This is a genomic window from Variovorax sp. FG153 (genome assembly GCF_057809595.1).
Genome location: NZ_JBMDKG010000051.1, coordinates 17,153 through 39,539 on the forward strand (window position 1 = coordinate 17,153; position 22,387 = coordinate 39,539).

The 22,387-nt window shown below is 71.1% G+C and carries 21 protein-coding genes; 9 read left to right on the forward strand and 12 right to left on the reverse strand.

Annotated elements, in window-relative coordinates; genetic code table 11:
• Positions 1-35: 35 nt before the first annotated feature.
• Genes boxC through ACODT0_RS35095 form a run of 4 tightly spaced genes read left to right on the forward strand, consistent with a single transcriptional unit; the run spans position 36 to position 4,983 of the window.
• The gene (gene boxC / locus ACODT0_RS35080) at positions 36-1,712 is read left to right on the forward strand and encodes a 2,3-epoxybenzoyl-CoA dihydrolase (protein ID WP_489043352.1); all 1,677 of its coding nucleotides are present in this window, start codon (positions 36-38) and stop codon (positions 1,710-1,712) included.
• A gap of 31 nt (positions 1,713-1,743) precedes the next feature.
• Entirely contained in the window at positions 1,744-3,171 is a 1,428-nt protein-coding gene (boxB, locus tag ACODT0_RS35085; protein ID WP_057595302.1) for a benzoyl-CoA 2,3-epoxidase subunit BoxB, read from the forward strand.
• Positions 3,172-3,221: 50 nt separating this feature from the next.
• Positions 3,222-4,502: a benzoyl-CoA 2,3-epoxidase subunit BoxA gene (gene boxA, locus ACODT0_RS35090; RefSeq protein ID WP_489043353.1), complete on the forward strand. Its 1,281-nt coding sequence runs from the start codon at positions 3,222-3,224 to the stop codon at positions 4,500-4,502.
• Positions 4,503-4,533: 31 nt separating this feature from the next.
• Entirely contained in the window at positions 4,534-4,983 is a 450-nt protein-coding gene (locus ACODT0_RS35095) for a MaoC family dehydratase (RefSeq protein WP_489043354.1), read from the forward strand.
• 62 nt (positions 4,984-5,045) lie between these two features.
• Here ACODT0_RS35095 and ACODT0_RS35100 read toward each other — a convergent pair whose 3' ends face one another.
• The 3 genes from ACODT0_RS35100 to ACODT0_RS35110 all read right to left on the reverse strand — a co-directional run bounded on the left by ACODT0_RS35100 (position 5,046) and on the right by ACODT0_RS35110 (position 8,233).
• Positions 5,046-5,705, reverse strand: coding sequence for a hypothetical protein (locus ACODT0_RS35100; protein WP_489043355.1), 660 nt, complete (start codon positions 5,703-5,705; stop codon positions 5,046-5,048).
• A 196-nt stretch (positions 5,706-5,901) separates the two neighbouring features.
• Positions 5,902-6,915 carry an alpha/beta hydrolase family protein gene (locus tag ACODT0_RS35105; protein WP_413761891.1) on the reverse strand — a complete coding sequence of 338 codons (1,014 nt, stop codon included), beginning with the start codon at positions 6,913-6,915 and terminating at the stop codon, positions 5,902-5,904.
• Positions 6,916-7,051: 136 nt separating this feature from the next.
• Complete coding sequence (locus ACODT0_RS35110) at positions 7,052-8,233, reverse strand: AraC family transcriptional regulator (protein WP_479671233.1); 1,182 nt, start codon at positions 8,231-8,233, stop codon at positions 7,052-7,054.
• 64 nt (positions 8,234-8,297) lie between these two features.
• Between ACODT0_RS35110 and ACODT0_RS35115 the strand changes: the two genes are divergently transcribed.
• From ACODT0_RS35115 to ACODT0_RS35125, 3 genes are all read left to right on the forward strand, one after another.
• The gene (locus ACODT0_RS35115) at positions 8,298-8,972 is read left to right on the forward strand and encodes a 4'-phosphopantetheinyl transferase family protein (RefSeq protein WP_489043356.1); all 675 of its coding nucleotides are present in this window, start codon (positions 8,298-8,300) and stop codon (positions 8,970-8,972) included.
• A gap of 91 nt (positions 8,973-9,063) precedes the next feature.
• Positions 9,064-9,522: an Rrf2 family transcriptional regulator gene (locus ACODT0_RS35120; protein WP_093343749.1), complete on the forward strand. Its 459-nt coding sequence runs from the start codon at positions 9,064-9,066 to the stop codon at positions 9,520-9,522.
• Positions 9,515-10,459 carry an NAD(P)/FAD-dependent oxidoreductase gene (locus tag ACODT0_RS35125; RefSeq protein ID WP_489043357.1) on the forward strand — a complete coding sequence of 315 codons (945 nt, stop codon included), beginning with the start codon at positions 9,515-9,517 and terminating at the stop codon, positions 10,457-10,459. Before ACODT0_RS35120 ends, ACODT0_RS35125 begins: the two co-directional genes overlap by 8 nt.
• 15 nt (positions 10,460-10,474) lie before the next feature.
• On the opposite strand, the gene fahA is transcribed toward ACODT0_RS35125, so the two are convergent.
• Genes fahA through ACODT0_RS35160 form a run of 7 tightly spaced genes read right to left on the reverse strand, consistent with a single transcriptional unit; the run spans position 10,475 to position 16,780 of the window.
• Complete coding sequence (fahA, locus tag ACODT0_RS35130; protein WP_489043358.1) at positions 10,475-11,809, reverse strand: fumarylacetoacetase; 1,335 nt, start codon at positions 11,807-11,809, stop codon at positions 10,475-10,477.
• Between the two features lie 13 nt (positions 11,810-11,822).
• Positions 11,823-12,629 (reverse strand): cyclase family protein, encoded by an 807-nt coding sequence (locus ACODT0_RS35135; protein ID WP_489043359.1) that lies wholly within the window; start codon positions 12,627-12,629, stop codon positions 11,823-11,825.
• 58 nt (positions 12,630-12,687) lie between these two features.
• Complete coding sequence (locus ACODT0_RS35140; protein ID WP_489043360.1) at positions 12,688-13,473, reverse strand: ABC transporter permease; 786 nt, start codon at positions 13,471-13,473, stop codon at positions 12,688-12,690.
• The gene (locus ACODT0_RS35145) at positions 13,470-14,240 is read right to left on the reverse strand and encodes an ABC transporter permease (protein ID WP_057592343.1); all 771 of its coding nucleotides are present in this window, start codon (positions 14,238-14,240) and stop codon (positions 13,470-13,472) included. Before ACODT0_RS35145 ends, ACODT0_RS35140 begins: the two co-directional genes overlap by 4 nt.
• Entirely contained in the window at positions 14,233-15,090 is an 858-nt protein-coding gene (locus ACODT0_RS35150) for an ABC transporter ATP-binding protein (RefSeq protein ID WP_261212241.1), read from the reverse strand. Before ACODT0_RS35150 ends, ACODT0_RS35145 begins: the two co-directional genes overlap by 8 nt.
• Positions 15,087-16,031: an ABC transporter substrate-binding protein gene (locus tag ACODT0_RS35155; protein ID WP_057592345.1), complete on the reverse strand. Its 945-nt coding sequence runs from the start codon at positions 16,029-16,031 to the stop codon at positions 15,087-15,089. Before ACODT0_RS35155 ends, ACODT0_RS35150 begins: the two co-directional genes overlap by 4 nt.
• Complete coding sequence (locus ACODT0_RS35160; RefSeq protein WP_057592346.1) at positions 16,028-16,780, reverse strand: TetR/AcrR family transcriptional regulator; 753 nt, start codon at positions 16,778-16,780, stop codon at positions 16,028-16,030. The genes ACODT0_RS35155 and ACODT0_RS35160 overlap by 4 nt, the downstream gene beginning before the upstream one ends.
• A 100-nt stretch (positions 16,781-16,880) precedes the next feature.
• Between ACODT0_RS35160 and ACODT0_RS35165 the strand changes: the two genes are divergently transcribed.
• Both ACODT0_RS35165 and ACODT0_RS35170 read left to right on the forward strand, forming a co-directional pair.
• Positions 16,881-18,875, forward strand: a complete 1,995-nt coding sequence (locus ACODT0_RS35165) for an acetoacetate--CoA ligase (protein WP_296738557.1) — start codon at positions 16,881-16,883, stop codon at positions 18,873-18,875.
• Positions 18,876-18,882: 7 nt separating this feature from the next.
• Positions 18,883-19,338, forward strand: coding sequence for a YbaY family lipoprotein (locus ACODT0_RS35170; RefSeq protein WP_489043361.1), 456 nt, complete (start codon positions 18,883-18,885; stop codon positions 19,336-19,338).
• 126 nt (positions 19,339-19,464) lie between these two features.
• On the opposite strand, the gene ACODT0_RS35175 is transcribed toward ACODT0_RS35170, so the two are convergent.
• Positions 19,465-21,432: an adenylate/guanylate cyclase domain-containing protein gene (locus ACODT0_RS35175; RefSeq protein WP_489043362.1), complete on the reverse strand. Its 1,968-nt coding sequence runs from the start codon at positions 21,430-21,432 to the stop codon at positions 19,465-19,467.
• Between the two features lie 188 nt (positions 21,433-21,620).
• Entirely contained in the window at positions 21,621-22,331 is a 711-nt protein-coding gene (locus tag ACODT0_RS35180; protein WP_057592350.1) for a 2OG-Fe(II) oxygenase, read from the reverse strand.
• Positions 22,332-22,387 lie beyond the last annotated feature (56 nt).

The following is a 22,387-nucleotide window of genomic DNA, read 5'->3' on the forward strand; positions in this document are numbered from 1 at the left end:
CTTTCAAGCCCACGGAAGACCCAGGAGACCCCGCCATGACCGAAACCACCGCATCCACCGCCGCCCCGCGCGTCGACTACCGCATCGAGCCTTCCCAGTACCGCCACTGGTCGATCGGCTTCGACGGCGAGATCGCGCGCCTCACGCTCGACATCGCAGAGGACGGCGGCATCCGCCCCGGCTACAAGCTCAAGCTCAACAGCTACGACCTCGGTGTCGACATCGAGCTCAACGACGCGCTCAACCGCATCCGCTTCGAGCACCCCGAGGTGCGCAGCGTGATCGTGACCAGCGGCAAGGACCGCATCTTCTGCTCGGGCGCCAACATCTTCATGCTGGGCGTCTCCAGCCACGCCTGGAAGGTGAACTTCTGCAAGTTCACCAACGAGACCCGCAACGGCATGGAAGACACCTCGAAGCACTCGGGCCTGAAGTTCCTCGCGGCCGTGAACGGCGCCTGCGCCGGCGGCGGCTACGAACTGGCGCTGGCCTGCGACGAGATCCTGCTGGTCGACGACCGCTCCTCCTCCGTCTCGCTGCCCGAGGTGCCGCTGCTCGGCGTGCTGCCCGGCACCGGCGGCCTGACCCGCGTGACCGACAAGCGCCACGTGCGCCACGACCTCGCCGACATCTTCTGCACCAGCGTCGAAGGCGTGCGCGGCCAGCGTGCCGTCGAATGGCGCCTGGTCGACGCGGTCGCCAAGCCCGCGCAGTTCGCCGCCGCCGTGCAGGAACGCGCCTCGCAGCTCGCGGCCGGCAGCGACCGTCCCGCCGGCGCCAAGGGCGTGGCCCTCACGCGCCTCGAGCGCACCGACAGCGCCGACGGCATCGCCTACTCGCACGTGAACGTGCAGATCGACCGCAGCAAGCGCACCGCCTCCATCACGGTGAAGGCGCCGAGCGGCGCGCAGCCGGCCGACATCGCCGCCATCGAGGCCGCGGGCGCCGCCTGGTGGCCGCTGGCCGTGTGCCGCGAGCTCGACGACGCGATCCTCAACCTGCGCACCAACGAACTCGACATCGGCACCTGGCTCCTGAAGACCGAGGGCGACGCCCAGGCCGTGCTGGCCTCGGACGCCGTGATGCTCGCGAACAAGGACCACTGGCTGGTGCGCGAGACCCTCGGCGCGCTGCGCCGCACGCTGGCGCGCCTCGACGTGTCCTCGCGCAGCCTGTTCGCGCTGGTCGAGGCCGGTTCCTGCTTCGCCGGCACGCTGGCCGAGCTGGCCTTCGCGGCCGACCGCACCTACATGCTCGCGCTGCCCGACGACGCCGAGCGCGCGCCCAAGCTGGTCTTGAACGAATTCAACTTCGGCTTCTTCCCGATGGTCAACGACCAGAGCCGCCTGCAGCGCCGCTTCTACGAAGAGGCCGCGCCGCTCGAGGCCGCGCGCGCGGCCGCCGGCAAGCCGCTCGATGCCGACGAGGCGCTCAAGCTCGGCCTGGTCACGGCCGCGCCCGACGACATCGACTGGGACGACGAGATCCGCATCGCGATCGAGGAACGCGCCGCCATGTCGCCCGACTCGCTGACCGGCCTCGAGGCCAACCTGCGCTTCGCGAGCAAGGAGAACATGATCACCCGCGTCTTCGGCCGTCTCTCGGCCTGGCAGAACTGGATCTTCAACCGCCCCAACGCCGTCGGCGAGAAGGGCGCGCTCAAGGTCTACGGCACCGGCGAGAAGGCCGGCTTCGATCTCAACCGCGTCTGAACCTGCAGCCCGTACAACCCAAGGAACAACGATGAGCACGATCAACTACAGCGAGAAGATCCCCAACAACGTCAACCTCGGCGAAGACCGCACGCTGCAGCGCGCGCTCGAAGGCTGGCAGCCCAACTTCATCAACTGGTGGGACGACGTCGGCCCCGAGGGCTCGATCAACCACGAGGTCTACCTGCGCACGGCCGTGAGCGTCGACCCGCAGGGCTGGGCCCAGTTCGGCCACGTGAAGATGCGCGACTACCGCTGGGGCATCTTCCTGAATCCGGGCGACGCCAACCGCGAGATCCACTTCGGCGACCACAAGGGCGAGAAGGCCTGGCAGGACGTGCCCGGCGAGCACCGCGCCAACCTGCGCCGCATCATCGTGACGCAGGGCGACACCGAGCCCGCCTCGGTCGAGCAGCAGCGCCACCTGGGCCTGACCGCGCCCTCGATGTACGACCTGCGCAACCTGTTCCAGATCAACGTGGAAGAAGGCCGCCACCTGTGGGCGATGGTCTACCTGCTGCACAAGCATTTCGGCCGCGACGGCCGCGAGGAAGCCGAGGCGCTGCTGCAGCGCACCTCGGGCGACGAGAACAACCCGCGCATCCTCGGTGCCTTCAACGAACGCACGCCCGACTGGCTCGCGTTCTTCATGTTCACCTACTTCACCGACCGCGACGGCAAGTTCCAGCTCTCCGCGCTGGCCGAGAGCGCCTTCGACCCGCTGGCGCGCACTACCAAGTTCATGCTGACCGAGGAAGCGCACCACATGTTCGTGGGCGAGAGCGGCGTGTCGCGCGTGATCGCGCGCACCGCGCAGGTCATGAACGAGCTGAAGACCGACGATCCGCAGAAGGTGCGCGCGGCCGGTGCCATCGACCTCGGCACCATCCAGCGCTACCTGAACTTCCACTACAGCGTGACCATCGACCTGTTCGGTGCCGATCAGTCGAGCAACGCCGCCATCTTCTACAGCTCGGGCCTCAAGGGCCGCTACGAGGAAGGCAAGCGCACCGACGACCACGTGCTCAAGGGCCAGACCTACAAGGTGCTCGAGGTCAAGGACGGCCAGCTCGTCGAGAAGGACGTGCCGATGCTCAACGCGCTCAACGAGGTGCTGCGCGACGACTTCATCAAGGACTCGGTGGCCGGCGTCGGCCGCTGGAACAAGGTGCTCGAGAAGGCCGGCATTCCCACCCGCCTGGTCGTGCCGCACAAGGCCTTCAACCGTCAGATCGGCGCGCTCGCCGGCATCAAGATGTCGCCCGAGGGCCGCGTGGTGAACGACATGGAATGGGCCGCCAAGCGCGACGAATGGCTGCCGAGCGCCGAAGACTTCGCTTTCGTGGCATCGTTGATGGGCCGCGTCGTCGAGCCGGGCAAGTTCGCGGGCTGGATCGCGCCGCCGGTGATGGGCATCAACCGCCAGCCGGTGGACTTCGAGTACGTCCGCTTCGGCTGAAAGCCTGGATATGAATCCCTCGTCCCCACGGCGAGGGGATGGAGAACAACATGGACATGGCCGTTGAAGCCGGGGTCATCAAGCAGCACCTGATCGACCCCGAGATCTGCATCCGCTGCAACACCTGCGAGGCCACCTGCCCCGTCAACGCGATCACGCACGACGACAACAACTACGTCGTGCGCGCCGACGTCTGCAACGGCTGCATGGCCTGCATCTCGCCGTGCCCCACGGGCTCGATCGACAACTGGCGCACCATGCCCGTGGTGCGCGCCTATTCGATCGAGGAGCAGCTCGGCTGGGAATCGCTGCCGGCCGAACTCACGCCCGAGGAGCTCGAGGCCGCGGGCGTGACGGCCGACGCGGCCGATGCCGCGGAGGTGGCCGAGCCGGCACTGGTGCAGGCGAGCGCGGAAGCGGCCGAGCCGGTCTTCCACTCGGCCCAGTACGGCGCCACCGTGCCGCCCTGGTCGGCCGCGCATGCCTACACCAACCTGTTCCCGCCGAAGACACCGACCACCGCCACCGTGGTGGGCAACTTCAACTGCACCGAGGCCGGCTTCGACAGCGAGACCCACCACATCGTGCTGGACTTCGGTGCCATCCCGTTCCCGGTGCTCGAGGGCCAGTCGATCGGCATCGTGCCGCCCGGCGTCGACGCCATCGGCAAGCGCCACCATGCGCGCCAGTACTCGGTGGCCAGCCCGCGCAACGGCGAGCGGCCCGGCTACAACAACGTCTCGCTCACCGTGAAGCGCGTGACCGAGGACCACCAGGGCAACCCGGTGCGCGGCATCGCCTCGAACTATGTCTGCGACCTCAAGGTCGGCGACACCGTGCAGGTGGTCGGCCCGTTCGGCGCCTCGTTCCTGATGCCGAACCATCCGAAGTCGCACATCGTGATGATCTGCACCGGCACCGGCAGCGCGCCGATGCGCGCCATGACCGAGTGGCGTCGCCGGCTGCGCAAGAGCGGCAAGTTCGAGGGCGGCAAGCTCATGCTGTTCTTCGGCGCGCGCACGCAGCAGGAGCTGCCGTACTTCGGCCCGCTGCAGTCGCTGCCCAAGGATTTCATCGACATCAACCTCGCGTTCTCGCGCACGCCGGGAAGCCCCAAGCGCTACGTGCAGGACCTGATGCGCGAGCGCGCGGCCGACCTCGCCGCGCTGCTCAAGGACGGCGCCAGCCACTTCTACGTCTGCGGCCTCAAGAGCATGGAGGAGGGCGTGGTGCTCGCGCTGCGCGACGTGGCGAAGGAGGCGGGCCTGGACTGGGACACCGTGGGCGCCGCGCTCAAGCGCGAAGGCCGGCTGCATCTCGAGACCTACTGACCCTCACTCGGGTGCCGGGCAGGCTGCGCCGATGAAGTTCGCCGATTTCCATGCCGGCCAGGTCATCGAGGCCGGCCCCTACCTGCTCAGCGAGGAGGAGCTGGTCGGCTTCGCCCGCAGCTACGACCCGCAGTGGTTCCACACCGACGCCGAGGCCTCGCGCGAGAGCCCCTTCGGCGGCCTGATCGCGAGCGGCTGGCATACCTGCGCGATCGCGATGCGGCTGGTGGTCGAGGCCGCGCTCGCGGGTTCCGAATCCTTCGCCTCGCCGGGCCTCGAGCACGTACGCTGGCCGAACCCCGTGCGCCCCGGCGACGCGCTGCGGCTGGTGGCCGACGTGATCGAGGTGCGCCGTTCCGAGAGCAAGCCCACGCTGGGCATCCTGCGCTGGCGCTGGCGGCTGTTCAACCAGCGGGAGCTGATGGTGCTCGATGTGGAAGTGACGAGCCTGTTCAGGCTGCGCGAAGACGCTTCCGCCTGAGCACACGAAAAAGGCCCGCGGCCTCGAAGGGCCACGGGCCTTGTTGCACCGGGCGGGCGTGCTTACTTGCCCAGCTTCACGCCACCGCTGCCACCGGCCTGGCCGGCCGCGCCGGCCCCGGTGCCGATCGGCTTCAGCGCGCCGCCTGCCGAGCCGGCCGCGCCGGTGACGCCATTCACCGCGCCGCCCACGGTGCTGGTCGCACCGCCGAGCGCTCCGGTCGCGCCATTGGCCGTGCCCGCCACGCCGCCGACCGCATTGGTGGCACCGTTCACGGCCCCCGTGGCGCCGCCGACCGTGTTGCCGACATTGCCCACCGCGCCGGTCGCGCCGGTCGCGCCGCCGAGCACGCCGCCCACGGCATTGCCGAGGCCGCCGCCGTTCGCGTTGCCCGAGGCATTGCCGCCCGCGCCGGCGTTGCCGGCCGCACCCGCGCCATGGCCGTTCGCATGGCTCGCCGCGGCCGCGCTACCGCCGGCGTTCGTGCCGGCATTCACGCCGGTGCCGCCGGCATTGGCGCGGGTCTGCGCCGCAGCATCGCCGCGCGCGCCGGCCTGTGCGCCGCCCGCGCTGCCGCCGCCCGAGGCGCCCACTCCGGCGTTCACGCCCACGCCCACCCCGACGTTCGGGGTGGAGACCTGTGCGCCGGCCTGGATGCCCGCGGTGGCCAGCAGCCCCGCAAGCAGGGCGCCGAAGACGATGCGATGGTGTTGTTGTTTCATGGCTGGGATTCCTTCCTTTTCGAGTGATACGGGGATCGCTGAAAACACAGAGCCGGCAGGGTGCCGGCTCGGAATGAAACATAGGGAAGGGCGGGGTGGGGGCCGTGAGCGCCGGGGCCGCGCCTGGCTGTGGGAGCTGTCCGTCGGCGGAATCTGGAGCTCGTGCGTTAGCGCGTTCGAAGCGGAAATGACGGCATCAAGGCAGGAGATGGCGGCTGAAGAAGGAGGTTGTCGCGGTTTCTGCAGCGCGCACCGCTGCCCGGTCGAAGCCCGGCGGGTCGTTCAACAGGTCGCCGATCAGCCCGTCGAGCGCCGGCGGCTGGGGCGACAGCAGCGAGCCGTGGCCGCCGAGCGCCAGGTCGGCCAGCAGTTCGCAGCGCGGCCGGCAGGCCGCCAGCACGGCGTCGCCGTGAAAGCGCGGGATCAGCCAGCGGTCCTGCCGGGCACCGATCAGCGCCAGCGGGATGCGCGGCGTCGCGAGCGAGGCCAGGTCGAAATCGGCCGCGCCCGGCACGCCGGCCACCGCGGCGGCGATGCGCGGGTCGTGGTCCTCGCGCAGCCGCGTGTCGGCCGCGAAGCGGTGGCGGATCACCGTGCGCGCGCCCCAGCGCTTGAGGCCGTCGAGCGGGCCGCCCGTGAGCCGCGTGATCAGGCCGACGCAGAACTGGAAATCCTCGTCCAGGTGGGCGTCGCAATGGCGCGCGAACGCCGCCGGCGACCAGCGGCCGCCCGCGAGGCTCAGCGCCGTGTGCCCGCCGGCCGAGATGCCGTAGAGGCCGACCCGGTCGAGCCGCAGCAGCGGCGCGAAGCGCGGGTCGCGGCCCACGGCGTCGATCGCGCGCGAGACCTCGGCCGGCCGCTGCGTCCAGCTGTCGGGGCCGGGGTCGCTGCCGTCGCGCGCGTTGTCGGCGCGGTGCTCGGGCATCGCGACCACGAAGCCGGCCGCGACCAGGCTGCGCGCCTGGTCCACGTGCACCCACGGCGCCCCGCCCGAGCCGTGCGACACCACGACCAGCCGGCCATTGCCGCGCACGGGCGCCGCGCCGGAGGCGGCGTCGAAGGCGAAGGGGCCGCGCTGCACGCGCTGCGGCGGCGACTCGGCGGGATAGAACAGCGTGACGGGGCCATCGGTGGGGGTGGCGGGAAGCTGGCCCAGGCCCAGCGTGGCGGCCTGGGCCAGGCCAGTGAGGAAGGCGAAGAGCGCCAGCATGCCGGCGATCCGGCCGAGCAATGAGCAACGGTGAAGCAAGACAACTCCTGGTGATGGAACGAAGCCGGCACGATGCCGGCGCCGCCCGGGCCGCGTCTCGCCGAAAACCGCAAGGGCGGCTTCGGGCCCGGCGATTTCAGGAATCGGCCAGCTTCTGGCGCCGGAATTCGGTCGGCGTGAGCCCGGTGGCGGCCTTGAAGGCGCGGTTGAACGGGCCGATCGACTGGAAGCCGGCCTCGAGCGCGATGCTCAGCACCGGCCGCTCGCGCCTGGCCGGATCGGCCAGCGCCGCCAGTGCTTCTTGCAGGCGGAAGCCGTTGATGTAGGCGTTGAAGTTGCGGTGGCCGAGCCGCTGGTTGATGAGCCTGCGCAGCCGGTACTCGGGCACCGCGAGCCGCGCGGCGAGCTGGGCGATGCCCAGGTTCTCGTCGCGGTAGGCGCGTTCGGCCGTCATGAGGCGGTGCAGGGCGTCGGCGAGGCGGTCCTCGGCGGGATCGACGTCCGGCGCCGGCTCGGGCGGTGCCGGAGGGGCGGGCGCGGGTTCGGGGCGAGCGAGCGGAGGAGGCTCGACCGTCGGCGCCGGCGCGATGTCGGGCACCGGCGCCAGCACCGCCTCTGGCAGCGCCGGCCTCGGCGCCGCCGCCGGGAACAGGTCCGACCCCGCGAGCCGCAGCATCCGCCAGGCGACCACCGCCACGATCGCCAGCAGCAGCGCCACGTCCAGCGTTGCCATTGCCCCGCCGAGCTGCCAGCGCGGCGACTGCCAGCGCGCGCCGATCATGGCGATGCTGTAGAGCGCGCCGGCCCCCACGATGAAGGCGCGCAGCCGGCGCCGCCGCTCCACCAGGTCGACGCGCCAGCGCGCGGCCGCCGCGGCCATGGCCAGCAGCGCGAACACCAGCGGCGCCGCGCGCTGCAGGCCCAGCGCGAGGGGTGCGATCGCCAGGCCGCTTCCGATCAACACGGCGCAGTTGGCGCCCGCGAGCAGCGCCACCGCGGCCCAGGCCACGGCGTGCCGCGGTCGTGGTGCGAAGTCGTCGTCGAACAGGGCCCGCGCGAACACCCAGAACAGCACCGCATTGCCTGCCGCCACCGCCACCAGCGGCGCCTGCCACAGCCGTGGCGCCCAGGCCTCGAAGGAGGGCGTCGAGCCCGCCACCTGCAGCGCGAGGCCCAGCGCCAGGGCCACCCCGACGCGCGCCGCCGGCAGCCGCGGCCGGTCGCGGCCGAGCACCAGCGCCAGCACGAGCAGCAGGGCCATCAGCACGCCGCGCAGGGCGGCATCGAGCAGCAGGGGGGCGGGATCGGAAAGAGGCATGCGGGCGCGGCGAAGGTGGGGCGCCGCGGGCCGGACGATAGCAGCGCGTGCAAGACAATGCCGCATGCGCATCCTTCCCCGGGCCGATGACTCCCTGCCGGCCGGCATCGAGCTGTTCCGCCTCGAGCTGGACCTGGCCACCGAACCCACCGCGCTGCGCGCCGCGCTGTCGAGCGAGGAGGACGCGCGGCTGCAGCGTTTCGTACAGCGCGCCGATCGCGTGCGCTTCGCGGCCGCGCGCTCGGCGCTGCGCGGCCTGCTGGCCGAGCGCATGGGTCGCGATCCGCTCGGGCTGCGCTTCGAGGCGGGCCCGCAGGGCAAGCCGTTCGTGCGCGGGGCGCCGCGCTTCAACGTCGCGCATTCGGGCACGCAGGCGCTGATCGCGCTGGCCGATCGCGCCATGGGGCTCGAGGTCGGCGTGGACATCGAGCACCGCAGCGAGGACATCGACATCGAAGGCCTGGGCGAACTCGTGTTCACGCCCGCCGAGCGCGCCGCGCTGCGCGCGGCCGACGACCGGCTCGCGGCCTTCTACCTGCGCTGGACCGGCAAGGAGGCGGTGCTCAAGGCGATCGGCGTCGGCATCGCCGAGCACCTGCAGTCGCTCGACATCGCGGCCGGTGCCGGCGCGGCGATCGACATCGTCATGCGCGTGCCGGCCTGGCGGGCGGTGCGCGCGATCCGGCTCGACGCGCCCGCGGGCTACGCCGCGGCGCTTGCGTGGCATCCGGTGTCCTGAGCCGCGGGTCGACGCAACCCAACCGTTTCCCGCGAAGGGGCATTGGCCGGGCTCCGCCGCGCTTTTCATTTCAAGCAACTCATAATGTTGCATGAAACGAGACAGCAAGCTTTCCGCCATCCTGCACGTGCTGCTGCACATGGCCGAGATGGACGAGCCCGCGACCTCCGAGTCGCTCGCGCAGGCGATGCACACCAATCCGGTGGTGGTGCGCCGGCTCATGGCCGGGCTGCGGCAGGCTGGCTTCGTGAGCTCGGCCAAGGGCCATGGCGGCGGCTGGGTGCTGTCGTGCCCGCTGTCGAAGGTGACGCTGGCCGACATCCACGCGGCCGTGGGCGCGCCCGCGCTGCTGGCCTTCGGCAACCGCACCGAGAGCCCGGGCTGCATCGTCGAGCAGGCGGTCAACACCGCCCTCGACGGCGCCTGCCGCGAGGCCGAGGCGCTGCTGCTCGCGCGCCTGGGTCGCATCACGCTGGCCGATCTCTCGAAGGATTTCCACCGCCGCATGCACGAAGGCGGCTTCACTGCCAAGGACATTGCCCATGCCTGATTCCACGAGTTCTTCCCTCCCCTACGACGCATTGATCGTCGGCGGCAGCTTCGCGGGCCTCTCGGCCGCGATGCAGCTCGCGCGCGCACGCCGGCGCATCTGCGTGGTCGACGCGGGCCAGCCGCGCAACCGCTTCGCCGAGGCCTCGCACGGCTTCTTCGGCCACGACGGCGCGGCGCCGCTGGCATTGCGCGACCAGGCGCGCGCGCAACTGCTGGCCTATCCCTCTGTCGATTTCGTCGCCGACGCGGCACAGACGGCGCGCGTGCTGCCGGCCGAAGAGGGCGACACCCGCTTCGCCGTCACGCTGGCTTCGGGCCAGACCCTGGTGACGCGCCGGCTGCTGCTGGCCACGGGCGTGCACGACCTGCTGCCCGAGGGCATCGAGGGCCTCGCGCCGCGCTGGGGTGCCAGCGTGCTGCACTGCCCCTACTGCCATGGCTACGAGTTCATCGACCGCCGCCTCGGCGTGCTCGGCAGCGGCGAGCTGTCGGTGCACCAGGCGATGCTGGTGGCAGACTGGGGGCCGCTGACGCTGTTCACGCACGGCATGCCGCCGCTCGATGCCAAAACGCGCGCGCAGCTCGATGCGCGCGGCATCGCGATCGACCCGGGCCGCGTGGTCGCGCTCGAAGGCCCCGCGAACGCGCTCGAGGCGGTGCGCTTCGACGACGGGCGCCGCTTGCCGCTCGACGCACTGTTCGTGGCGCCGGCCCAGCGCCAGGGCAGCACGCTGGCCGCGCAACTCGGTTGCGCCTTCGACGAGGGACCGCTGGGCCTCGTGGTGCGCACCGATCCGATGATGAAGACGAGCTCGGTGCCCGGCGTGTTCGCGGCCGGCGACGCGGCGCTCGCGATGCAGAACGCCACGCTGGCCTCGGCCGATGGCGTGCGGGCCGGAGCCTCGCTGCACCGCTCGCTGATCTTCGTCGACTGAGAAAGGTCCGGGGTCTCAGCCGCGCGCCGGCAGCACCGTGCCGCGGCTCTCGCCGAAGCCGATGCGCGCGTGGCCGGGCTTCTCGCACCAGCCGCGCAGCAGCACGGCGTCGCCGTCCTCGATGAAGCTGCGCTGCTCGCCGCTGTCGCCCAGCGCCACGGGCGTCTGGCCGCCGCGCGCGAGTTCGATGATGGCGCCGGCCTCGCCCTCGCCGGGGCCCGAGATGGTGCCGCTGCCGAACAGGTCGCCGGGGTTGAGCTGGCAGCCACCCACCGTGTGGTGCGCCACCATCTGCGCCACGCTCCAGTACTGGTGGCGGAAGCTGGTGGACGACAGGCGCGACGGCCCGCGCTTCTCGGCGCGCGCCTTCTCGCTCTCGAGCCAGACCTCGAGCCGGATGTCGATCGCGCCGGCCTCGCGGTTGGCCGCGTCCTCGAGATAGGCCAGCGGCTGCGGATCGGTGGCCGCGCGCGTCCAGGGCTGGCGGTAGGGGGCGAGCGCTTCCATGGTCACGATCCACGGCGAGATCGTGGTCGCGAAGTTCTTCGCGAGGAAGGGACCGAGCGGCGCCATCTCCCAGAACTGGATGTCGCGCGCCGACCAGTCGTTGAGCAGGCAGATGCCGAAGATGTGTTGCTCCGCATGCTCGAGCGCAATGGCCTCGCCGTGCGCGTTGCCGGTGCCGATCCAGACGCCGAGCTCGAGCTCGTAGTCGAGCCGCGCGCAGGCCTGGTAGGTGGGCGCCTTCGCGCCCGGCGCCATCGCCTGACCCATGGGCCGGCGGAACTGCTGGCCGCTCACGCCGATGGTCGACACGCGCCCGTGGTAGGCGATCGGGATCCAGCGGAAGTTCGAGGTCACGTCGCCGCCGGGGTTCAAGAGGCGCGTGATGTTGAGCGCATGGTCGATCGAGGTGTAGAAGTCGGTGTAGTCGCCGATGCGCGCGGGGATCGCGTACTCGGCCTCGGCCTGCGGCACCAGGCAGGCGCGCACGGCCTGCACCGCCGCGACCGGCGCATCGTTCTTCAGCAGCGCGAACAGCGCATGGCGCAGCGTCCGCCAGGCGGCGGGGCCGAGCGCGAAGAAGTCGTTGAGCGCGGGCTGCGCGGCCGCCGTGGCGGCCTCGAGCGCGAGGCCGTCGAGCTGCCGCGCATGCACCAGCGCGGCCAGGTCGAGCACCTGGTCGCCGATCGCGACGCCGCCGCGAAAGGCCTCGCTGCCGCCGGCGCGGCGAAACACCGCATGCGGCAGGTTCTGGATCGGGAAGTCGCTGCCGGTCGTGGCCGTGGGGTTGGCCGATTCGACCCAGCTGCGGGCGTGGACGTCGTGCGTGTGGTTGAGCGTGTGCATGAAAGAAAAATCCTTAGACCGAGGCCATCAATGCGTCGTCGAAGATCGCGACCGCGCGCGTCCAGCCGGCCGAGGCGCCGCGGATCTTGTGCGGAAAGCAGCTGATGAAGAAGCCCGTGGGCGGCAGCGCCTCGAGGTTGTGCAGCTTCTCGATGTGGCAGTAGCCGATGTCGCGGCCGGCCTTGTGGCCTTCCCAGATCAGCGAGGCGTCCTGCGTCTCGCCGTACTTCTTCGCGGTGTGGACGAAGGGCGCGTCCCAGCTCCAGGCATCGGTGCCCGTGAGGCGCACGCCGCGCTCGAGCAGGTACATCGTCGCCTCGTAGCCCATGCCGGCGCCGGCCGAGACGTAGTCGGGGTTGCCGTAGCGCGAGCCGGCGCGCGTGTTGATCACGACGATCTCCAGCGGCTTGAGCGTGTGGCCGATGCGCTTGAGCTCGGCCTCGACGTCGGCCGCGCGCACCACGTAGCCGTCGGCGAAATGGCGGAAGTCGAGCTTCACGCCGGGCTGGAAGCACCAGTCGAGCGGCACGTCGTGGATCGCGATCGCGGGCTTCTTCTCGCCGAGCGCCTTGTCCATGGTCGAATGGAAGTGGTAGGGCGCGTCGAGGTGGGTGCCGTTGTGCGTGGACAGCTGCACCATCTCCACCGCCCAGCCTTCGCCGTCGGGCAGGTCTTCCTTCTTGAGGCCGGGGAAGAAGGGCTCGATCTGCTCGTAGGTGTTGTCGTGCGTGAAGTACTGGATCTTCGGCGCGAAGGCCGGCGGGTCGGAGAGCACGTCGTTCTCCAGGAAGATCGAGAGGTCGACCAGTTTGCGTGGCATGGGTGGGCTCCTTGTGGGGTGTTCGTTCGAGCGGAGGGAAAAGAGAAGAAGGGAGGAATCAGGGCTGCTGCCAGCGCAGCAGGCGCCGTTCGGCCTGGGCCAGCAGCGCATTGCTCGCGAAGCCGATGAGCCCGAGCAGCACGATGCCGGCGAACAGCTCGCTGGCGCGGAAGGCGCGCGCGGCCAGCAGGATGGCCTGGCCCAGGCCGCTCTGCGAGGCGATCATTTCGCCCACCACCGCGACGATCAGCGCGATGGTCAGCGCGAGCCGCATGCCGGCCAGGATGTCGGGCATCGCGTTGGGCAGGCCCATCTTCCAGACATAGGCCGCGCGCGACATCTGCAGGCAGCGCGCCACCTCGGCCAGGCGCGGCTCCACGGCCGCGAAGCCGTGCACCGTGGCCAGCAGCACCGGCCACATCGCGCCGAAGGCGACCACGAACAGCACCATGCCGGGGTTGAGCCCGAAGATCGAGATCGCCAGCGGCAGCAGCGCCGAGGCCGGCAGCGGGCGCACGAACTCCAGCGTGGGCTGGACCCAGGCACGCACCGCGGGCGAGACGCCGATGGCCGCGCCGAGCAGCACGCCGGCCAGCGAGGCGAGCAGCCAGCCCTGCACCATGCGGCCCACCGTCGCGCCGGTGAAGGCGAGCAGCTCGCCGCCGCCTTCGCCCGACAGGTTCAGTCCTTCGCGCAGGCTCGCGAAGGTGGCTTGCGGGGTCGGCAGGAACACGCGGCTGACCCAGCCCGCGTTGCTCGCGACCCACCACAGCGCGACCAGCGCCAGCAGCACGCCGAGCGCGCCGAGCCGCTCCAGGCCCTGGCGTTCGTCGTGGCCGTTCATGGCGCGGCTCCCATGCGGCGCGACACGCCGCGCTGCAGCCACAGCATGGCCGCGTTGATTGCGAAGCCCACCACGCCGATCCAGCCCAGCCAGGCCAGCATCAGCGCGGGGTCGAAGCTCTGCTGCGCGATCATCATCGCGTAGCCCATGCCGTTGGGATTGGCCGCGATCTCCACCGTCACGGCCACCACCAGCGCCACCGCCACGCCGAGCCGCAGCGCGACGAACAGGCGCGGCACGATGGCCGGCAGCACGATCTTGAAGGCCCGCTCGCGCGCCGACAGGCCCAGCACGCGGCTGACCTCGAGCAGCCGCGGCTCGACCTGCTGCACCGCCGCCTGCACCAGCACCAGCAGCGGCCAGAAGGTGGCGAAGGCGACGATCGCGAGCTCCATGCGCACGCCGAAGCCGAAGCCCAGCATCGCGAGCGGGATCAGCGCGACCGAGGGCACGGGGCGCAGCACCTCGATCGTGACCGAGCCGAGCCGGGCCGCGCGGCGCGACAGCCCGAGCACCAGCCCCAGCGCGATGCCGAGCACCGCGCCCAGCAGCAGGCCCAGCGCGGCGGTGCCGAGCGTGAAGCCGGTGGCCTGCCACAGCGAGCCGTCGAGCGCGGCGCCGGCGAAGGCCCTGGCCGCGGCGCTCGGCGGCGCCAGCGCATCGCTGCCCAGCGCCGCCGCGCGGCGCGCGTACCACTCGAAGGCACCGATCAGCAGCGCCGGAAACACCCAGGGCCGCAGCCCGCGCACGAGCCGGTTCTCAGTCATGGCCGTGCTCGATGAAGGCGAACAGCTCGCGCCGCAGCCGCAGGTAGTCGGGATGCTCCTTGGTCGTGAGCTGGTCGCGCGGGCGCGGGATCTTCACGTCGATCATGCGCGCGAGGCTGGGCCGCCCGGGACCGGGGTTGGCCTGCAGCGCGATCACGCGGTCACCGAGGTAGATCGCCTCCTCGAGGTCGTGCGTGACGAACAGCACCGTGAGGCCGTCCTCGCGCACCAGCCGCGCGAGCTCGTCCTGCAGGCTCTGGCGCGTCAGCGCGTCGAGCGCGCCGAAGGGCTCGTCCATCATCATCAGCTCGGGCTTCTGCGCGAGGCAGCGCGCGATCTGCGCGCGCTGCTGCATGCCGCCCGAGAGCTGCACCGGAAACTTGTGGGCATGCTTCGCGAGCCCGACCTTGGCGAGCACGTCGGCGATGCGCGGCGCGCGCTCGGCCGCGGGCACGCCGCCGGCCTCGAGCGCGAGGCTCACGTTGCCCTCGACCGTGCGCCAGGGCAGCAGCGCGCGGCCGTAGTCCTGGAACACGAAGGCCACTTCGCGCGAGGGCTCGAGCATCTTCACGCCGTTGCGCCGCACCTCGCCCGCGCTGGCCGCGACCAGCCCGCTGGCCGCGCGCAGCAGCGTGGTCTTGCCGCAGCCGCTCGGGCCGACGATGCAGACGAACTCGCCGCGCGCCACGTCGAAGGAGGTGGGCGAGAGGATCTCGCGGCCACCGAGGCGGATGGTCACGCCGTCGAAGCGCAGGAAGGGCGCGGCGTGCCGCGCGGGGCCGCTGCCCGGCAGCGCGGCGCCCGACGGCAGCGCGCTGCGCGCCGGGTTTGGAAGGGGCGTCGCGATCATGGCGCCAACAGCTTCGCCACGTCGATGTCCGAGCGCAGCATGCCCTGGTCCTTCATCAGCCCGCTCCAGTAGGCGAGCTGCTTCTCGCTCACCACCGGGCCCGGCGGCGAGACCTGGATCTTCGCGAGCACGTCGGCCGGCAGCCGGGTGTACTTGCCGATCGAGGCGCGCACCTTCGCATCGTTCCTCGGCTGCTGCATGAAGGCCGCGGCTTCGACCAGCGCCTCGCGGAAGGCGCGTGCCGCGCCCGGGTTCTTCGCCACCCATTCGCGCTTGGCCGCGTGCACGATGGTCTGGTTGTTGTCGGGCAGGAAGGTCGAGTAGTACGAGGCCACGTAGCCCGCGCCGCTCTCGGTGATGCGGGTCATGAACGGATCGGTCGACACGACGGCATCGACCGAGCCGCCGCGCAGCAGGTCGGCATGCTGCGGGAAGGCGGCCTCGACGAAGTTGACCTTGCGGTGGTCGACGCCGCTGTCCTTGAGCCAGGCGCGGAAGGTCACGTGCAGGAACGCGCCCAGGCCCGGCACGCCGATCTTCTTGCCCACGCAGTCCTGCGCGCTCTTGATGCCGCTGCCCGCGCGCGCCACCAGGCCCGTGCTCGTGAGGGTCTTCGAGGTGAGGCCGCCGCCGGCCACCAGCACCAGGTCGAGGCCGCCGTCGACCGCCTGCAGGAACACCGAGGGCGTGGGGCCGCCGATCTGCAGCGAGTCGGACTGCAGCGCCGCGGGAATGGTGGAGTTGAGCGGGATGAACTTGAGCTCGACCTCGAGGTTGCGCTTCCTGAAGAAGCCCTCGTCGGCCGCCACGAACACCGAGCCGAAATCGGTCACGGCCGTGTAGCCGAACACGATCTTCGGCTGGGGCTGAGCGCGCGCGGGCAGTGCCGCGGCCGTCGATGCCGCGGCCAGGGCCGACAGCAGGGTGCGTCTCTTCATCATGGTTTTTCTCTCCTGAGGGGTGCTTTCTTCTGGGGTGACTTGGCGCTCTTCGGCCGTGGCAGCGCATGGCGCAGGCCGCCGACGATGAAGTTCACGAGCATCGGCGCCATGGCCGGATCGCCGGGCGTGTTCTCGCCGCGCGACAGGCGCGCGATGCGGCTGCTGTTCAGATGGTTCATGAGCGCGCCGAGCGCGAACTGGTAGCCCCAGGCGACCTCGCCGCGCGTGGCATGCGGCAGCACGAGGTGCAGCGCATCGATGAAGGCCTCGGCCAGCGGATCGAAGTAGGCGCGCAGCACGCGGTCGGCCTCTTCGGTGGTGTTGGCGAGTTCGCGCGCCACCAGCAGCGCGTAGTACTCGCCCTCGGAGCTCGCGCGCAGCGCCAGCACCGGTGCGATGAAGGCCTCGATGATGCGCGGCAGCGTGCGCGCGTCGTCGGGGTCGAGGTTCACCGCCGCCAGCCCCGCGAGCCGCGCCTCGATCGAGTGGGCCCAGTGCTCGAAGATGGCGTGGAACAGCTCGTGCTTCTGGCCGTGGTAATAGCCCACCAGCGCCAGCGGCACGCCGGCCTCCTCGGCGATCTGGCGGATCGTCACCGCGTGGTAGCCGTGCTGCGCGAACAGCTTCTCGGCCGCCAGCAGGATCGCCTGCTTGCGATCGGGCCGCGCCGTCTCGATGGCGACAGCGGCGGCGGACGATGCGCTCGGACGCGCGGCGCGGCGCTTGGCGGTGGGTGTGCGGGTGCTCATGGAGGTGTATTGAACGCTTGTACAAAAATGTTGAACACACGTACAAACCCTGAGGTCAACCCCCCTTGAGCGCACTCCGTCACGGCGCTACGCTCGGTCCATGCCCGCTCCCAACATTCCCCAGATCCGCCTCTACCAAGACTGGCTGCGCGACACGCGCGGCCTCGCTTTCGACCACTACGACGCCCTGTGGCGCTGGTCCGTCACCGAGCTCGATGCCTTCTGGCAGAGCATCTGGGACTACGCCCGCATCGAATCGCCCACGCCGCACACGGCCGTGCTCGCCGAATCGCGCATGCCGCTCGCGCGCTGGTTTCCCGGCGCCCAGGTCAACTATGCGCGCGAGGTGTTGCGTCATGTCGACGCGGCCCACGCGGCCGGCATGCCCGCGATCGTCAGCGACAACGAGCGCGGCGAGGTGCGCGAGCTGTCGTGGCCCGAGATGCGGCGCCAGGTCGCGTCGGTCGCGCTCACGCTGAAATCGCTCGGCGTGAAGCGCGGCGACCGCGTCGCGGCCTACATGCCCAACGTGCCCGAGACCATGGTGGCCTTCCTGGCCTGCTCGAGCATCGGCGCGATCTGGAGCGTGTGCGCGCCCGACATGGGCACGGCCGCCGTGGCCGACCGCTTCCGCCAGATCGAACCCACCCTGCTGATCGCGGTCGACGGCGTGCACTACGGCGGCAAGCCGCTCGACCGCAGCGCCGTGCTGCAGGAACTGCGCGGCCAGCTGCCGAGCGTGCGCCGGCTGCTGCTCGTGCCCTCGCCCCATGCCACGGGCCAGGTGGCGCACGACGTCGACTGGGCCCGGGCCACCGCGCGCGACGACGCCGAGGTCGCCGCCTTCGAACCCGAGTGGCTGCCCTTCGACCATCCGATCTGGATCGTCTACTCGAGCGGCACCACCGGCCTGCCCAAGCCCATCGTGCACGGCCAGGGCGGCATCATCCTCACCATGCATGCCTGCGGCCTGCACAACGACGTGGGCGCGAGCTACGGCGCCAACAACTTCGGCGAGCGCTACCACTGGTACAGCTCCACCGGCTGGGTGATGTGGAACTCGCAGCTCTCGGGCCTGGCCTTCGGCGCCACCATCTGCATCTACGACGGCAACCCGGCCGGCAGCAAGGAGAAGCCCGACTGGGGCGTGCTGTGGCGCTTCGTCGCGCGGCACCAGGTCACCTTCTTCGGCGCGGGCGCGGCCTACTTCAGCAACTGCATGAAGGCCGGGCTGGTCGCGAAGGACTGCGGCGATCTCTCGCGCGTGCGCGCGCTCGGCAGCACCGGCTCGCCGCTGCCCGAGGAGGTGCAACGCTGGGGCACGCGGCAGTTGCGCGAGGCGGGCTCGAAGGACGTGTGGTGGTGCAACATCTCGGGCGGCACCGATTTCTGCGGCGCCTTCGTCGGCGGCCACCGCGAGCTGCCCGAGGTGCCGGGCCAGATGCAGTGCCGCGAGCTCGGCCATGCGGTCGAGGCCTGGAACGAGCAGGGCCAGCCGGTGATCGGCGAGGTCGGCGAGCTGGTCTGCACCCAGCCCATCCCGTCGATGCCGCTCTACTTCTGGGGTGACGAGGGCAATGCGCGCTACGTCTCGAGCTACTTCGACACCTACCCCGGCGTCTGGCGCCACGGCGACTGGATCCGGATCGGCAGCGACGGCGGCTGCATCATCTACGGCCGCAGCGACGCCACCATCAACCGCCAGGGCCTGCGCATGGGCACCAGCGAGATCTACAGCGCGGTCGAGGGCCTGCCCGAGGTGCTCGACTCGATGGTGGTCGACCTCGAGTACCTGGGCCGCGAGAGCTACATGCCGCTGTTCGTGGTGCTGCGCCCCGGCGTCGCGCTCGACGATGCGGTGCGCGCGCGGCTCAACCATGCGATCAAGACCTCGCTGTCGCCGCGCTTCGTGCCCAACGACATCTTCCAGGTGGCCGAGATCCCGCGCACGCTCTCGGGCAAGAAGCAGGAGCTGCCGATCAAGAAGCTGCTGCTGGGCCAGCCGATCGAGAAGGTGGTGAACCGCGAGGCGATGGCCAACCCCGGCAGCCTCGACTGGTACGTGGCCTTCGCGGCGCAGCGCGCGTCCGTATGATGGCGCGATGCTTTCCAGACGCAACGTATTCCTTCTCGCGATCGCCGGCGGCGTGGCCGGCGCCACGCTGCTGAGCGCCTGCGCCACCTCCTCCACTCCCGCACCCGCGGTCGCGCCGCTCGTCGTGAGCGGCACCGTGAGCTACCGCGAGCGCATCGCGCTCGATCCCGCCGCCGAGGTGCGCGTGCAGCTGCTCGACGTCTCGCGCATGGACGCGCCCTCGGTCGTGCTGGCCGAGCAGCGCATCCGCGCCGACGGTCGCCAGCCGCCGTTCGCCTACACGCTGCAGGTCGACGCGGCCCGCATCGATCCGCGCATGCGCTACGCCGTGGCGGCGCGCATCGTGCGCGGCGAACAGCTGCTGTTCATCAACGACACGCAGTACAGCGTGCTCACGCAGGGCCAGGGCACGCGCGCGGACCTGGTGCTGGTGCGCGTCACGCCCGCGCCGCCGCCGCGCTGAGCCTCACGAGGTGTGAAGAAACCGTAGCGAGCGCCCCGAGGTCGCGCCGAGGACCGGAGCCGTACCTTGTACGGTGAGGACCGCAGGTGCGAGATCGGGGCGCGCAGCAGGTTGATTCACACCTCGTCAAGCGAGCAGCTCGTAGAGCACCATCTTCGTCTGCCGGCCGCGCAGCTCCACCTGCTCTTCCACGCGGCGCGTCGCGAGCCGGCCCTTGAGCCCGGCATGGGTCACTTCCGACACCAGCAGCTGCGTGCCGAGCTGCTTGTTGATGCCCTCGATGCGGCTCGCCACGTTGATCACGTCGCCGAAGGCCGTGTACGACAGCCGGTCGTTCGAGCCCAGCACGCCCGCGATCACCATGCCCGTGTGGATGCCCACGCGGGTGCGGAACTCGGGCAGCGCCTGGCTGTGCCACTGGCGGTTGAGCGCGCGCATCTCGGCCTGCAGCTCGAGCGCCGCGAGGCAGGCCTTGTACTCGGCATCGGGCAGGTCGGCGGGCGCGCCCCACAGCACCATGATCCCGTCGCCGATGAACTTGTCGATCACGCCGCCATGGCGCGCGAACACGCGCGCCGCGAGGTTGAAGTAGTCGGTGAGCTGGCCCACCAGCACGGCCGGCGGCATCGACTCGGAGATGCTCGTGAAGCCCTCCACGTCGGTGAACATCACGGTCACGCGGCGCGGCGAGCCGTTGGGTGCGAGCGCATGGCCCTGCGCGATGAGCTGGTTGATCACGTCCACCGGCACGAACTTGCTGAAGGCCTTGAGGCTGCGCGCCGACTCGTCGAGCGCCTGGTCCAGGTGCTGGATCTCGAGCACCCGGCTCGGCTCGCGCGGCAGGCTGTCGAGCTCGAGCATGCCGATGCGGCGCGCGATGCGCGACAGGTTCTCGACCGGCGCCGTCACCAGCTTCGACAGCCGCAGCGAGATCGCGAGCGCCACCGCGAGGAAGCCCAGCACCAGCAGCATCGACCACAGCACCGCGCGGCGCAGGCTGCCGAGCAGCACGTCCTCGGGCACCCAGCTCACCAGCTCCCAGCCGGTGGCCTGGATGCGCGAGGTTTGCACCAGGAAGCGCTGCCCCTGGTAGCTGAAAGAGAACGCGGTGTCGACCTGACTGCCCGCCGTGCCGTCGTTCACCATGTGGCGATGCAGTTCGTCGAGCACGCCCGTGCTGGCTTCGAGCCGGTGCTGCACGCCGGGCATGTCGCTGCGCGCGAGCACGCGATAGTCGCGCGTGAGCAGCGCGCTGCCGCCGAAGCCGCTGCTGCTGAACTGCCGCACGAAATCCGAGAGCCGGCCCAGCGACACGTCGCCGGCCACCACCAGCGCCTGCGGCTTGCCGTCGGCGTAGCGGCGCTGGCTCGGCAGCGCGTAGGTCACGCCCAGCTCCTGAGCGGCCGCGAACACGTAGGGCTGGGTCCACACCGGGCCCCTGGCCGTGCGCGCCTCGATGAACCAGCTGCGGGTGCGCGGGTCGTAGCCGCTCTGGAAGGCCTCGAGGCGGATCGTCTCGTAGCGCTGCTGGAAGTCGGCCTCGGCCGCCAGCGGCCGCTTGTACTGCCAGGTCTCGGTGGTGCCCTGCTGCCCGGCCTCGATGTAGCGGACCGCGGGCGCGGGATAGCGCAGCGCCATCAGCATCCGGCCCTCGTCGTTGGCGACATAGAGGCTGTCGAGCTCGGGCGACTGCTGCAGCATGGTCCACAGCATCTCGGCCGTCCATTCGCTGCGGTCGCCCGCGGGCCGCAGGCTCGGCGTGCCCGCGATGGCGCCGACCACCGACTCGGCTTTGGCGAGGAAGGCATTGACCTTGTCCTCGGTGCGGTCGTGGTTCGACTTGTGGGCCGATATCCCGATGCGCGAGACCAGCCGCTGCGAGCCCCAATAGCCGAGCGCGACCAGCAGCAGCGATTGCGTGAGCGCGACCACGCTCACGATGGTGCCCACGTCGACCCGGAAGTGACGGGTACGGCGCCGCGAGGGCGCCGGGTTCGAGGCGGGACCGAGATCCGATGGCCGTGTGACAGAAGCGGCCGCTTCGGAAGACGGCCGCGCGGCCGGGTCCGGCACGCCGGACGGATATCTGTTCATACTGCTCCCTGTCTGCCCACGCGCATCCGGGGCCGAAGGGCCGCGGATCGGCAGCCGGCGGTCTCGCTGTCCGATCAGTGCGTCGGAAATGCTGGCGAGTGCCGGATGCGGGGCGGATTCTCGCTCCACTCCCTCGAAGTGGGCGAAAGCTGTGCCGGGACAGTCGGAGATTCGGCCTTGGCGCGCGCCTATTGGGCGTCGTGGAAGATCAGCCCCAGCGTCTGGCGCCGGCCCGAGCGCACGCGGCTCACGCCATGGCGCATCGTCACGCGGTAGCTGCCGCGCGTGCCCGCCACGGGCCGCTGGTTGACCGCGAAGATCACCGCCTCGCCCTGCGCCAGCGGCACCACCTCGGCGCGCGACTGCATGCGCGGGCGCTGCTCGGTCAGCACGAACTCGCCGCCCGTGAAGTCCTCGCCGGGCCGGCTCAGGAGCACCGTGAGCTGCAGCGGGAACTGCAGTTCGCCGTACAGATCCTGGTGCAGGCAGTTGTAGTCGTCCTCGCCGTAGCGCAGCAGCAGGGGTGTCGGCCGCTGCTGCCCGGCCGCGTGGCAGCGCGCGAGATAGTCCGCGTGCGCGGCGGGATAGTCGGCCGGCAGGCCCATCGCCTGGGCCCAGGCATTGGCCAGCGGCGCGAGCCGTTCGTAGAGCGCGGCGCGCCATGCCGCGACCGGTTCGGGCAGCGGATAGGCGAGGTACTGGTATTCGCCCTGGCCGAAGCCATGGCGCTGCATCACGACGCGGCTGCGGAAATGTTGCGGTTCGTCGTACATCGCGGCCAGCGTCGCGCATTGGCGCGGACCGAGCAGGCGGCCGGTGGTGGCGCAGCCGCGCGCGGCGAGGTCGGCTTCGATGCGGGGCCAGTCGAGCGCATCGATCACGGAAGCGGGGGAGGGCATGGGGCGAGTGTGGCCCGGGCGGAGGCTTCGGGCTCGCCGTTTCCGGACGCGGCTTT